Origin of the sequence: Streptomyces sp. NPDC097595 (genome assembly GCF_044761525.1) — a bacterium.
Lineage (GTDB): Bacteria > Actinomycetota > Actinomycetes > Streptomycetales > Streptomycetaceae > Streptomyces > Streptomyces drozdowiczii_A.
Map to the genome: position 1 here is coordinate 72,536 of NZ_JBIWCN010000016.1, position 12,472 is coordinate 85,007.

Annotated in this window: 11 protein-coding genes; 8 read left to right on the plus strand and 3 right to left on the minus strand. The window is 71.0% G+C overall.

All coding sequences use genetic code 11. From position 1 onward, the window contains the following. Window positions 1–22 precede the first annotated feature (22 nt). From ACIQZN_RS23835 to ACIQZN_RS23855, 5 genes are all read left to right on the plus strand, one after another. Window positions 23–541: a DUF1453 domain-containing protein gene (locus ACIQZN_RS23835; protein WP_403997331.1), complete on the plus strand. Its 519-nt coding sequence runs from the start codon at window positions 23–25 to the stop codon at window positions 539–541. Then, window positions 538–1,701: a sensor histidine kinase gene (locus ACIQZN_RS23840; RefSeq protein ID WP_403997333.1), complete on the plus strand. Its 1,164-nt coding sequence runs from the start codon at window positions 538–540 to the stop codon at window positions 1,699–1,701. The genes ACIQZN_RS23835 and ACIQZN_RS23840 overlap by 4 nt, the downstream gene beginning before the upstream one ends. Next, window positions 1,698–2,375, plus strand: coding sequence for a response regulator (locus ACIQZN_RS23845; protein ID WP_403997335.1), 678 nt, complete (start codon window positions 1,698–1,700; stop codon window positions 2,373–2,375). The genes ACIQZN_RS23840 and ACIQZN_RS23845 overlap by 4 nt, the downstream gene beginning before the upstream one ends. Before the next feature lie 131 nt (window positions 2,376–2,506). Next, entirely contained in the window at window positions 2,507–2,950 is a 444-nt protein-coding gene (locus ACIQZN_RS23850; protein WP_403997608.1) for a DUF485 domain-containing protein, read from the plus strand. Then, window positions 2,947–4,539, plus strand: a complete 1,593-nt coding sequence (locus ACIQZN_RS23855) for a cation acetate symporter (RefSeq protein ID WP_403997337.1) — start codon at window positions 2,947–2,949, stop codon at window positions 4,537–4,539. The genes ACIQZN_RS23850 and ACIQZN_RS23855 overlap by 4 nt, the downstream gene beginning before the upstream one ends. A 15-nt stretch (window positions 4,540–4,554) precedes the next feature. Here ACIQZN_RS23855 and ACIQZN_RS23860 read toward each other — a convergent pair whose 3' ends face one another. Beyond that, complete coding sequence (locus ACIQZN_RS23860) at window positions 4,555–5,049, minus strand: hypothetical protein (RefSeq protein ID WP_403997339.1); 495 nt, start codon at window positions 5,047–5,049, stop codon at window positions 4,555–4,557. A gap of 180 nt (window positions 5,050–5,229) precedes the next feature. Here ACIQZN_RS23860 and ACIQZN_RS23865 point away from each other — a divergent pair, with 180 nt between their 5' ends. Beyond that, window positions 5,230–6,249 carry a LacI family DNA-binding transcriptional regulator gene (locus ACIQZN_RS23865; RefSeq protein ID WP_403997342.1) on the plus strand — a complete coding sequence of 340 codons (1,020 nt, stop codon included), beginning with the start codon at window positions 5,230–5,232 and terminating at the stop codon, window positions 6,247–6,249. Between the two features lie 40 nt (window positions 6,250–6,289). On the opposite strand, the gene ACIQZN_RS23870 is transcribed toward ACIQZN_RS23865, so the two are convergent. Beyond that, the gene (locus ACIQZN_RS23870; protein ID WP_403997345.1) at window positions 6,290–7,561 is read right to left on the minus strand and encodes a citrate synthase; all 1,272 of its coding nucleotides are present in this window, start codon (window positions 7,559–7,561) and stop codon (window positions 6,290–6,292) included. A 135-nt stretch (window positions 7,562–7,696) separates the two neighbouring features. Between ACIQZN_RS23870 and ACIQZN_RS23875 the strand changes: the two genes are divergently transcribed. Further along, window positions 7,697–8,857 (plus strand): citrate synthase/methylcitrate synthase, encoded by a 1,161-nt coding sequence (locus ACIQZN_RS23875; RefSeq protein ID WP_403997347.1) that lies wholly within the window; start codon window positions 7,697–7,699, stop codon window positions 8,855–8,857. A 19-nt stretch (window positions 8,858–8,876) separates the two neighbouring features. Then, a complete protein-coding gene (locus ACIQZN_RS23880) occupies window positions 8,877–9,977 on the plus strand; it encodes a CobW family GTP-binding protein (RefSeq protein WP_403997350.1) in 1,101 nt (366 codons plus the stop codon). A gap of 26 nt (window positions 9,978–10,003) precedes the next feature. Here the strand turns inward: ACIQZN_RS23880 and ACIQZN_RS23885 are convergent, their stop codons facing one another. Then, window positions 10,004–12,454: a DNA topoisomerase (ATP-hydrolyzing) subunit A gene (locus ACIQZN_RS23885; protein WP_403997353.1), complete on the minus strand. Its 2,451-nt coding sequence runs from the start codon at window positions 12,452–12,454 to the stop codon at window positions 10,004–10,006. Between the last annotated feature and the right edge of the window lie 18 nt (window positions 12,455–12,472).

The window sequence follows — 12,472 nt, forward strand, 5'->3', positions numbered from 1 at the left end:
TTCTCGCATCTCGGAGGCGCTCATGTCCGGGCTCGTCAACACCTTGGTGATCATCGCGGTCATCGTCCTCGTCGTGGTCCGCCAGTGCTCGGCGCAACGGATCTCCGGCGACCGGCGCTGGTGGGTGCTCCCCGGCGTCCTGTGCTTCATGGCTCTGAGGGAGCCCGGACTTCTCGACCCCCACCATCGGATAACCTCGGCCGTCGTCCTGGGCGCCGAGCTTCTCGTCGGTCTGGTCACGGGTGCTGGGTGGGCGTGGACATCTCGGGTCTGGCGTGCCGAGGACGGCTCCCTGTGGAGCAAGGGGACCAAGGCCACGGCTCTGGTCTGGGTCGGCGGACTGGCCCTGCGGGCGGCTCTGTACGGCGTCGCGGTGGTGCTGGGCGTGCATCAGGGCAGCCCCGCCCTGATGGCTGCTCTCGCGGCGACTCTGCTGATACGGCAGGGGCTGCTGGCACGCCGGGCCGCAGCGATATCCGGGCCGCACGGAGGGCCCGTCGTCGGCGCCGAGGTGCGGCAGGAGTGGAAGGACCGCGTGTGACACCCGATGCCTGGACGAGCTGGCCGTCGAGGGAGGCACTCGCCCGGGAAACCCGTAGCCGCCCGCGCAGAGTGATCGGCTGGTCCGTGCGGACCAGCCTGCTCACTCTGATGCTGTGGGGGACCTTCACCAACGGGCTGTTCGGGCCCTGGGAGATCGTCGTCGGGCTGATCGGTGTGCTCGTCTGCGCACTGCTCGGTGTCGCCTTCTTCCGGACCAGTCTCGACAACCGCCTGTGGCCGTCACTCGGTCTGCTCGGGATGCTCATTCTGGCCGGATTCGGGGCGGGACAGGCGGGGGCGACGGTGCCTGCGACGGTGCTCTGGTGCGCCTGCGCCGTCACCGCTCTGGAACGGCTGCCCTTGGCGGCGGGAGCGCCGGCCACAGCGGTGGCCCTCGGCGCCTACGTGGTGGTCGACACCGACGACTGGTTGACCACCGCCGCGACCACGGTCGGCCTCTGCCTCGCCGGATATGTGCTCCGGCTGGACGCCGAGGCCCGGGGCAGTGCGCAGCGGCTGCTCGCCCAGGAACGGGCGGCCCGGGTCGCGGAGGCGGAGAGGGCCGCGCTGGACGAGCGTTCCAGGATCGCCCGGGAGATCCACGACGTGCTGGCCCACAGCCTCTCCGCGCAGCTGGTGCATCTGGAGGCCGCGCGCCTGCTGATCGAGAGAGAGCCCGCCGGGCAGTTCCGGGATCAGGTCCTGCAACGGGTGGTCGCCGCCCGCTCGATGGCCCGCGAGGGCCTCTCCGAGACCCGCCAGGCGCTCTCCGCGCTACGGGGCGAGGTGTCACCGGTGGAGGACTTCCTGCGGCAGCTGGTGACGGCTGAGCCGGCCGAGGTCAGGGTCGAGGGGGAGCGGCGCGCGCTGACCGCCCAGGCGTCGCAGGCGGTCCGCCGGGTGGCGCAGGAGGCCCTGACCAATGTGCGCAAGCACGCGCCCGGGGCCAGGGTGCAGCTCCGGCTGGAGTACCAGCCCGACTTCGTCGTGCTGGAGGTCAAGGACTCGGGAGGGCGGAGTCCGGAAGGGGACCTGGCCGTCAGCGGTTCCGGATACGGTCTGCTCGGGATGCGGGAGCGCGCCGAGTTGCTGGGCGGCACGCTGGAGGCAGGCCCGGGCAAGGAGGGGTTCGTGGTGAGTCTGCGGGTGCCCGCGTGACAGCGCGGGTGGTGGTGGCCGACGACCAGGCGGTGGTACGGGAAGGCATCGTCATGCTGCTCGGCCTGCTGCCCGGCATCGAGGTGGTCGGATCGGCGAAGGACGGGGAGGAAGCGGTCGCGCAGGTGGCCGAGCACGCGCCGGACGTGGTGCTGATGGATCTGCGGATGCCCCGCTGCGACGGGGTGGAGGCGACCCGGCGCATCCGTGAGGAGTTCCCCGGCACGCAGGTCGTGGTGCTCACGACCTTCGCGGACGACGACTCCCTGTTCCCCGCGCTCAGGGCGGGCGCGCGGGGATACCTCACCAAGGACGCCGGGGGCGACGAGATCGTGAGGGCCGTCCACGCCGTGCTCTCGGGTGAGGCGGGGCTCTCGCCGACGGTGCAGCGGCGGCTCCTGGAGCAGGTGACCCAGGGGCCGCTGCAGACCGGTGGCGGTGGTGAGCCGGAGCCGCCGGACGGGATGACTCCCCGGGAGGCCGAGGTGCTGGTCCTGATCGCCGAGGGGATGTCCAACGCGGACATCGCGCGCGCCCTCCACATCTCGCAGGCCACGGTGAAGAGCCACATCAACAACCTCTTCGCCAAGGCGGGCCTGCGCGACCGGGCTCAGGCGGTGCGCTATGCGTACATGCGGGGGATGGTGCGCCCACCCGGGAGATCCTTCACCTGAAGAGGTGAAGTCTCACGAATGAAGTGCCCTGGATCTTCCCGATCTGCCCATTCTTGGATATGCGGCCGAAGTGGTCCGTGGACAAGGGGAGTTGTTCGGTGGAGAAGGAAGCAGGGCGCGAGTCCGCGGCGATGCGGCTCGACGACCCGTGGGACGACGCGCACACCTCCGGGTGGGGGGAGTCGGACGGCGCGGCCGGCTCCACGCCCGCCGTGGTGCCCGGACCGGCCGCACCGCGCGGTGGCCACAGCGCGGCCGACATCTATCTGGAGGTGCAGCGCAGCGAGGCGTTCCAGGAGGTGCGACGCCGCTACCGGCGCTTCGTCGTACCCGCCACCACGGCCTTCTTCGTCTGGTACCTCGCCTATGTCGTCACGGCGGTCACCGCGCCCGGGCTGATGGCGCGGCCGGTGGCCGGGGCGGTCAATGTGGCGATGGTGGTGGGGCTCGGCCAGTTCCTGACGACGTTCCTGCTCACGGGGGCGTACGCACGGCACGCGCGGCTGCGCAGGGACCGGGCCGCGCTCGATCTCCGGTGGGAGACGCAGGAGATGACACGGGGGGCCGGGCGTTGAGCGGCGACCACCAGACCCTGGCGCTGCTGCTGTTCAGCGCCTTCATCGCGGTCACCCTGGGCATCACCACCTGGGTGAGCCGTAACAGGCACGGCTCGGCGGAGGAGTTCTACGCGGGCGGCCGACTGTTCTCGCCCATGGAGAACGGTTTCGCCATCGCGGGCGACTACATGTCCGCCGCGTCCTTCCTGGGCATCTCCGGGCTGATCGCTCTCTTCGGCTACGACGGCATGCTGTACTCGGTCGGCTTCCTGGTCGCCTGGCTCGTCGTTCTGCTGCTCGTCGCCGAACTCGTGCGCAACTGCGGGCGGTTCACCCTCGCCGACGTGGTCGCGGCCCGGATGGCGGAGCGCCCGGTCCGCATCGCCGCGGGGACCTCCTCGGTCACCGTGTCCGTGCTCTATCTGGTGGCGCAGATGGTCGGCGCCGGCAGTCTCGTGGCGCTGCTTCTCGGCGGTACGAGCGGTGCCGCGCGTTCCTGGACCGTCGTCGGCGTCGGGGCGCTCATGGTCGTGTACGTCTCGCTCGGCGGGATGCGTGCCACCACCTGGATCCAGATCGTCAAGGCCGTTCTGCTGATGGCGGGCACCGTGGTGCTCACCGTGCTCGTGCTGGTCCACTTCCACGGGAACTTCAACGCGTTGCTCAACTCCGCCGCCGACCGCAGCGGGTACGGCAAGGACTTCCTCTCGCCCGGCCTCCGGTACGGCGGGAGCTGGACGGCGCGCATCGACTTCATCAGCCTCGGGCTCGCCCTGGTGCTTGGCACGGCGGGGCTGCCGCACATCCTGTCCCGCTTCTACACCGTCCCCACCGCTCGCGCCGCCCGCCGGTCCGTCGTCTGGTCCATCGGCCTCATCGGCAGCTTCTACCTGATGACCATCGTGCTGGGATTCGGGGCCGCCGCGCTGGTCGGCTCGGCCGACGTACGGGAGTCGAATGCCGCGGGGAACACGGCTGTGCCGCTGTTGGCCATGGCGCTGGGCGGGGGCGAGGGCTCCACCGGAGGGACGATCCTGTTCGCCGTGGTCGCGGCCGTCGCCTTCGCGACCATTCTGGCCGTCGTCGCCGGGATCACCCTCGCCTCGTCGGCATCCGTCGCCCACGATCTCTACGCCTCGCTCAAGCGGCCCGGCGCCAAGCAGCGCAGCGAGGTGGCCGTCGCCCGGGTGGCGGCGGCAGGCATCGGCGTGGCCGCCATCGGGCTGGGCCTGCTCGCCCAGGATCTCAACGTCGCCTTCCTGGTGGGGCTCGCCTTCGCCGTCGCCGCGTCGGCCAACCTCCCGGTCCTGCTCTACTCGCTGTTCTGGCGGAACTTCACCACGCGCGGGGCGGTCTGGTCCGTCTACGGCGGGCTGATCCCGGCCGTGCTGCTCGTGGTGCTGTCCCCGGTCGTTTCAGGCAGTCCCAGCGCGCTCTTCCCCGGTGCCGACTTCCAGGTCTTCCCGCTGGAGAACCCCGGCCTGGTCTCCATCCCGCTGGGCTTCCTCGCCGGCTGGATCGGGACCGTCACCGCGAACGAGCCACCGGACGCGGCCAAGCACGCGGAGATCGAGGTGCGTGCGATGACCGGGGCCGGGGCGGTCTGAGCGCCGGGCACACGGTCAGACGCCATCCGTGCAGAACACGCACTCCTCCCAGAACGGCAGCCCGTTCAGCACCCGGTGACGTACGCAGGAGGCCCTCGCGGCCTCCTGCGGTCCCGGCAGGACGTCCTCGCCGGCCTCCGCCGTGGCGGGGTCGAAGTCCTCCACCATCGCCCGGTAGGCGCGCAAGTAGTCCTCGACCCGGGGCGGTTCGTAGGTCAGCTCGTCCCACCGGTGACGGGTCAGGGCCAGATCGAGGACGCGCAGCAGGAAGTCCTTGGCCGCGGCGGCCTCCTGCGGCGAGTCGCCCCAGTCCAGCTCCCCCAGATCGAAGCCGACCGCCCCGCGCCCCATCACGTTCTGGTTCTGGAGCGTCAGGAGGGCGGCGAAGCGGAAATCCCAGGGCTCCCGGGCCAGCTCCGAGACGGCGAGCGTGAGTACGTCCACGAACACCGCCGTACCGCCGTTGGTCAGGGACAGGTGCCGGCCGTCGCCTCCCTCGAACTCGTTCATGTCTTTGAGAGTAGGGGCGGCTCGACTCATCACCCGAGGGGTGCCTGGGCCGGGCGGTGACGGGTACGGTGGCGCCGGTGAGGGAGCGGAGGGGGAGCGGCCCGCAGGGACTTGCTGAAATTCGTCTCTGATTCCGACCCCACGCAATCTGCTTGCGTTTCTTGCGCTAATCTTGCGCGTATGACGCGACGACTTGCTCAGGTGGCACAGAAGGTTGGAGTCAGCGAGGCCACGGTCAGCCGGGTACTCAACGGCAAGCCGGGCGTTTCCGACGCCACGCGGCAGGCCGTCCTCTCCGCGCTGGACGTCCTCGGTTACGAGCGCCCGACCCAGCTGCGCGGTGAACGGGCCCGGCTGGTCGGCCTCGTCCTGCCCGAACTGCAGAACCCGATCTTCCCCGCCTTCGCCGAGGTCGTCGGCGGTGCGCTCGCCCAGCAGGGCCTCACGCCGGTCCTCTGCACCCAGACCAAGGGGGGCGTCTCCGAGGCCGACTACGTCGAACTGCTTCTGCAGCAGCAGGTCTCCGGTGTGGTCTTCGCCGGTGGTCTCTATGCCCAGGCCGACGCCCCGCACGACCACTACAAGGTGCTGGCCGACCGCAAGATCCCCGTCGTTCTGATCAACGCGGCCATCGCCCATCTCGGCTTCCCCTGCGTCTCCTGCGACGACTCCGTGGCCGTCGAGCAGGCGTGGCGGCATCTGGTGTCGCTGGGCCACGAGCGCATCGGCCTGGTGCTCGGCCCCTCCGACCACATGCCCTCGCAGCGCAAGCTGGCCGCCGCCCGCGCGCTCGCGGAGGAGTCCGGCGCGACCATCCCGGACGAGTGGGTGAGCCGGGCGATGTTCTCGCTGGAGGGCGGACAGGCCGCCGCCGCGCGGCTGCTGGACGAGGGCGTCACCGGCTTCATCTGCGCCAGCGACCCGCTGGCCCTCGGGGCCGTGCGCGCGGCGCGTCGGCGGGGTCTGTCGGTGCCCGACGACGTGTCCGTCGTGGGATACGACGACTCGGCCTTCATGAACTGCACCGAGCCCCCCCTCACCACCGTCCGCCAGCCGATCGAGGCGATGGGACGTGCGGCCGTGGAACTGCTCTCCGTGCAGATCGGCGGTCGCGCGGTGCCGTCGGACGAGCTCCTCTTCGAGCCGGAGCTGGTCGTCCGGGGTTCCACGGCCCAGCCCCCGCGTACGGCTGCCCGCTGACCGTCGGGATTTTGCACCCCCGAAGCTGTCAATTGCGTGCTTACGGGGACGGGAGCGGCTGGGGCGGCCGGGGACCCGTGTAGTGCCCGCTGGGGCGCATCCGCAGCGGGCGTTCCTCGTACTCCTCCAGCGCATGCGCGATCCAGCCCGCCGTACGGGAGATCGCGAACACCGTCTCCCCGGCCTCCGCGGGCATGCCCGAGGCGACCGAGAGCACGGCCAGCGCCAGGTCGACGTTGGCGTGCAGAGGGACGTCCCGTGCGGTGGTGGCGACCACGTTCTGGGCGGCGGCCAGCGCCGGTCCGGCCTGCGGCACGCGTTCGAGCAGGCCGAACAGCGTACGGGCGCGAGGGTCCTCGCCCGTGTACAGCCGGTGCCCGAGTCCGGGCACCCGGCGGCCGGCCCTCAGATGGTCCGCCACCACGGGCGCCGCGCCACCGCGCTCCAGGACCTCGGCCAGCATGCGATGGGCCAGCCCGCTCGCCGCTCCGTGCAAGGGGCCTTCCAGCACGCCGAGTCCCGCCGACACCACCGCGTACGGATGGGCCCGGGCCGATGCGGCGACCCTGGCTGCCAGCGTCGAAGCGGCCAGATCGTGGTCGATCAGCAGCGCAAGCGCGGTGTTCAGCGCGGCGAGTGACGGTTCGTCGGGCCGGCGAGCGGTGAGTTTCGGCCACAGTTGGGCAGCCAGACCGGAAGACGTGGCGGGTCCGGCCGGATCCCTCGCGTCGTGCTCGCGGCCGCCCGCCGCCGGCAGCGCCGCGACCAGCGTCGGGATCAGGCTGCGCGCGCCGCCGAGCGCGGTCTCGCGCGACAGGTCGAAGCGCAGCGGGTCGGCGGCAGCGGCGGCCACCACCGCCACCCGGAGCCGGTCCGTGGGTCCGCAGTGCACCGGCAGCGCACCGACCGCCTGCCGGGCCGCCGCCATCGCCTGCTCCGGGGCCGTGAAGCGGACGCCCGGTCGCAGCTCACCGGTCCACAGCCACTCGGCGACCTCCTCGTACGCATAGCGCGCGGCCAGCTCCGTCGCGTCCACGCCCCGGAAGTAGTAGCGGTTGTCGGCGATCAGGGTGATGCCGGTGCGGACGGCCGGCTCGCCCGTGGCGGGGGCCGTCTCCCTGCGCCCCGTTCGCCGGGCCAGCGCGTCGACCTCCGCCGCGTCGAACGTACTGCCGCGACCGCCCGGTATCCGGCTGCTGCTCAGCTGGCCCCGGCTGACGTACGCGTACACCGTCTCGGGCTTCACTCCCAGACGCTCGGCGGTTTCCCGCGTCGTAAGCCGCTGTCCGTCCGCCTCTGCTCGCTCCGTCATGCCGCCACCGTATCCATATGGCGTCCCCGGTATCCATGCGTACGTATTGATTCAATCAACATTGACAGAAATCTAGTCATGCATGGACAGTCAAATCAATACCAAGGAGTCACCCGACTGTCCACGGAGGAAGCAATGACGACCATGACCGGCGCAACACCGCTCGACGTCCCCCGAGGTCTCGCGGGTGTCGTCGTGACCGATACGGCGCTCGGGGACGTCCGGGGCCGTGAGGGCTTCTACCACTACCGCCAGTACTCGGCGGTCGAGCTGGCGCAGGCCCGTAGCTTCGAGGACGTCTGGTACCTCATGACCGAGGGCGAGCTGCCCGGCCCGGCCGCCCGCGCCGACTTCGCCGCCCGCACGGCCGCCCTGCGCGTACTGCCCGACGCCGTACGCGAGGCGCTGCCCGCCATAGCGCGTGCGAGCGCGGTGTCCGGCCCGCTGTCCGGGCTGCGCACGGCGCTGTCCCTGCTCGGCGCGTCGGCCGGCTTCCGACCGGTGTACGACATCGACGCGGACCGGCGCCGGGCCGACGCGCTGGCCGTCTGCGCCGCCGTCCCCACCGTGCTGACCGCGCTGCACCGCCTCGGCCAGGGCCTCGAACCCGTCGAGCCGCGCGCCGACCTGCCGCACGCGGCCAACTACCTGTACATGCTCACCGGTTCCGTCCCGGACGAGGACCGGGCCAGGGCGGTCGAGCAGTATCTGATCTCCACCGTGGACCACGGCTTCAACGCCTCGACGTTCACCGGACGGGTCGTCGCCTCGACCGGAGCGGATGTCGCCGCCTGCCTGGTGGCCGCCGTCGGAGCCCTCTCCGGCCCCCTGCACGGCGGCGCCCCCAGCCGCGCCCTGGACACGCTCGACGCGATCGGCACCCCCGACCGCATCGACGGCTGGATCCGCGAACGCGTCCTCGCCGGCGACCGGATCATGGGCTTCGGCCACCCGGTCTACCGCACCGAGGACCCCCGCTCGCGCATGTTGCGGTCCATCGCCCAGGGTTTCGGCGGCCCGCTCGTGGACTTCGCCGTCGAGGTGGAACGGCAGGTCGAGGCGATCCTCGCCGAGCTGAAGCCCGGACGCGAACTGCACACCAACGTGGAGTTCTACGCCGGGGTGGTCATGGAGCTCTGCGGACTGCCGCGCGCGATGTTCACGCCCACCTTCTGCACGGCGCGGGTCGTGGGCTGGAGCGCCAATATCCTGGAGCAGGCGGAGGACTCCAAGATCATCCGCCCGGCGGCCCGCTACGTCGGTCCGCCGCCGCCCCAGCCGGTCCCGGCAGTCTGACCCCGCAGGAAGGCCCCCGTTGAGCTCGTCGTCGCCCCACCGCCCCCGTATCCCGGTCATCGTCCTCGCGGGATTCCTGGGATCCGGCAAGACGACGCTGCTCAACCACCTCCTGCTGCACCGCGCGGGCAACCGGATCGGCGTGATCGTCAACGACTTCGGGTCCATCGAGATCGACGCCATGACGGTCTCCGGGCAGGTCGGGTCCACCGTGTCGCTGGGCGGCGGCTGTCTGTGCTGCGCGGTCGACGTGAGCGAACTGGACACCTATCTGGAGACCCTGACCCGGCCCTCCGCCCGGCTCGACGTCATCGTCATCGAGGCGAGCGGCCTCGCCGAGCCGCAGGAGCTCGTCCGCATGATCCTCGCCAGCGACAACCCGCACATCGTGTACGGGGGACTGGTGGAGGTGGTCGACGCAGCCGAGTTCGAGGCGACCCGGGAGCGCCATCCGGAGATCGGCCGCCATCTCGCGGTGGCCGATCTCGTCGTGCTCAACAAGACGGACCGGGCCGGGGACGAGGAGTGTGCCCGCGTCCGGAAGGCCGTCGCGGAGACCGGGAGCACGGCGGCGATCGTCCCGGCCACGTACGGGCGCATCGACCCCGAGCTGCTCTTCGACCCGGCGCTGCGGCCCGAGGCCGAGGAGAAGGCCCGTCAGCTCACCTTCGAGGACCTCTACCTGGAGGAGCGTGCGGCGGAGGACGGCGATGGGCACGGGGGCCATCTGCACGCCGCGTACGAGAGCGTCGACTTCGATTTCGACGTGCCGATGGACCCTCGCCGGCTGATGCGGTTTCTCGACTCACGGCCCGAGGGGCTGTACCGCATCAAGGGGTACGTCGACTTCGGCGCGGGTGATCCCGGAAACGTCTACGGTGTGCACGCCGTCGGCAGGTTCCTGCGGTTCACCCCCAGGCCCTTGACGCGTGGCGAACCGAAGCGGACCCAGCTCGTCCTGATCGGTTCCGGCATCGACGCACCGGCCGTGCGCCAAGAACTGGAGAGCTGCGGGGTTACGGAGGACCCGGCCGCGGAAACGCGGCAGGACGCCGTACATGAGCGAGCCATGTGGGGCGTCCTGCGTTACGTACAACAGCCCGGCGACGACGACGCGTAGAGCGCTTCGCCGCCGGGCCGGACGGCCTACGCCGGGCCGGCGATCACCGCGACCGGGCTCTCCAGCGGCGTCCCCGAACCGTCGCGCCGCGGATCGGGCTCGGGCAGCGAGGCCGGAGCGCCGTTCTTCTGCGCCGCCCTGGCCGGCAGCGCGCCCGCCCACGCGAACACCAGCACGTCCTCGCCCTTCAGGAACCGCTGGCAGCGCACCCCGCCGGTCGCCCGGCCCTTGCGCGGATACTGGTCGAACGGGGTGAGCTTGCAGGTCAGGACCGAGTCGTCCAGCGTGCCGTGCGAACCGGCGACCGTGAACACCGCGCCGTCCGCCGCCGGGTCCACCGCGGCGAACGAGAGCACCCTGGCACCCGCCCCCAGCTTGACGCCCGCCATGCCGCCGGCCGGCCGCCCCTGCGGGCGCACCTGCGCGGCCGGGTAGCGCAGGAGCTGCGCGTCCGACGTGATGAAGACCAGGTCCTCCTCACCCGTCCGCAGTTCCATCGCGCCGACGATCCGGTCACCGTCCTTGAGGGTGATGACCTCCAGCTCGTCCTTGTTGGCCGGGTAGTCCGGCACCACGCGCTTGACGACGCCCTGGAGCGTGCCGATGGCGAGACCCGGTGACGACTCGTCGAGCGTGGTGAGGCAGACGACGTCCTCGTCCGCCTCCAGCGTGAGGAACTCGCCGACCGTCGCCCCGCCCGACAGATTGGGCGCCGCGTGCGTGTCCGGCAGCTGGGGGAGATCGATCACCGCGAGCCGCAGCAGCCGCCCGCCGGACGTCACCACGCCGATGTCACCGCGGGCCGTCGCCGCCACCGCCGAGACGATCACATCGTGCTTGGACCGCTTGGCGCCCTCGCCGACGACGATCGGCTCGTCGTTGGCCGTACGCGCCAGCAGGCCCGTCGAGGACAGCAGCACCCGGCACGGGTCGTCCGCCACCTCCAGCGGCACCGAAGCGACCTGCGAACCGGCCGACTCCAGCAGCACCGTACGCCGGGCCGTGCCGAACTTCTTCGCGACCGCGGCCAGTTCCGCGGAGACCAGCTTGCGCAGCTCGGTGTCCGATTCCAGGATCGTCGTCAGCTCGGCGATCTCGGCGTCCAGCCGGTCCCGCTCGCTCTCCAGCTCGATCCGGTCGAACCGGGTGAGCCGGCGCAGCGGCGTGTCCAGGATGTACTGCGTCTGGATTTCGCTCAGCGAGAAGCGCTCCATGAGCCGCTCCTTCGCCTGCGCCGAGTTGTCGCTGGACCGGATGAGCCGGATGACCTCGTCGATGTCGACCAGCGCGACGAGCAGGCCCTCGACCAGATGCAGCCGGTTGCGGCGCTTGGTCCGGCGGAACTCGCTGCGCCGGCGCACCACGTCGAAGCGGTGGTCGAGATAGACCTCCAGCAGCTCCTTCAGCCCCAGCGTGAGCGGCTGGCCGTCGACCAGTGCCACGTTGTTGATGCCGAAGGACTCCTCCATCGGCGTCAGCTTGTAGAGCTGTTCCAGCACCGCCTCCGGCACGAAGCCGTTCTTGATCTCGATGACCAGACGCAGGCCGTGCGAGCGGTCCGTGAGGTCCTTGACGTCCGCGATGCCCTGGAGCTTCTTCGCCGAGACCAGGTCCTTGATCTTGGAGATGACCTTCTCGGGGCCGACGGTGAAGGGCAGTTCGGTGACGACGAGGCCCTTGCGGCGCGGCGTGACGTTCTCCACGGCGACCGTGGCACGGATCTTGAACGAGCCGCGGCCGTTGGCGTAGGCGTCCTTGATGCCGCCGAGGCCCACGATCCGCCCGCCCGTCGGCAGGTCGGGACCGGGGACGAAACGCATCAGCGTCTCCAGGTCCGCGCCCGGATGCTTGATCAGATGCCGGGCCGCGGCGATGACCTCGCCCAGGTTGTGCGGCGGCATGTTGGTCGCCATGCCGACCGCGATCCCGGTCGTGCCGTTGACCAGGAGGTTGGGGTAGGCCGCCGGGAGGACGACCGGCTCCTGCTCCTGACCGTCGTAGTTCGACTGGAAGGCGACCGTCTCCTCGTCGATCGACTCCGTCATCAGCGAGGTCGCGTCGGCCATCCGGCACTCGGTGTACCGCATGGCGGCGGGCGGGTCGTCGTTGCCCAGGGAGCCGAAGTTCCCGTGCCCGTCGACCAGGGGGAGGCGCATGGAGAACGGCTGGGCCATGCGCACCAGCGCGTCGTAGATCGACGCGTCGCCGTGCGGGTGCAGCTTGCCCATGACCTCGCCGACGACCCGGGCGCACTTCACGAAGCCGCGGTCCGGGCGCAGGCCCATCTCGTTCATCTGGTACACGATGCGGCGGTGCACCGGCTTCATGCCGTCACGGGCGTCCGGGAGGGCGCGTGAGTAGATCACCGAGTACGCGTACTCGAGGAAGGAGCCCTGCATTTCGTCGACGACGTCGATGTCGAGGATCTTCTCCTCGAAGTCGACCGGCGGCGGGGTCTTCGTGCTGCGGCGGGCCATCGCTGCTGCGACTCCTTC

Excerpts from the sequence above, each read along its gene's own strand:
- ACIQZN_RS23835 (WP_403997331.1), top strand. The coding sequence starts at position 23 with ATGTCCGGGCTCGTCAACACCTTGGTGATCATCGCGGTCATCGTCCTC.
- ACIQZN_RS23850 (WP_403997608.1), top strand. The coding sequence starts at position 2,507 with ATGCGGCTCGACGACCCGTGGGACGACGCGCACACCTCCGGGTGGGGG.
- ACIQZN_RS23860 (WP_403997339.1), bottom strand. The coding sequence starts at position 5,049 with ATGAACGAGTTCGAGGGAGGCGACGGCCGGCACCTGTCCCTGACCAAC.
- ACIQZN_RS23865 (WP_403997342.1), top strand. The coding sequence starts at position 5,230 with ATGACGCGACGACTTGCTCAGGTGGCACAGAAGGTTGGAGTCAGCGAG.
- ACIQZN_RS23870 (WP_403997345.1), bottom strand. The coding sequence starts at position 7,561 with ATGACGGAGCGAGCAGAGGCGGACGGACAGCGGCTTACGACGCGGGAA.
- ACIQZN_RS23875 (WP_403997347.1), top strand. The coding sequence starts at position 7,697 with ATGACGACCATGACCGGCGCAACACCGCTCGACGTCCCCCGAGGTCTC.
- ACIQZN_RS23885 (WP_403997353.1), bottom strand. The coding sequence starts at position 12,454 with ATGGCCCGCCGCAGCACGAAGACCCCGCCGCCGGTCGACTTCGAGGAG.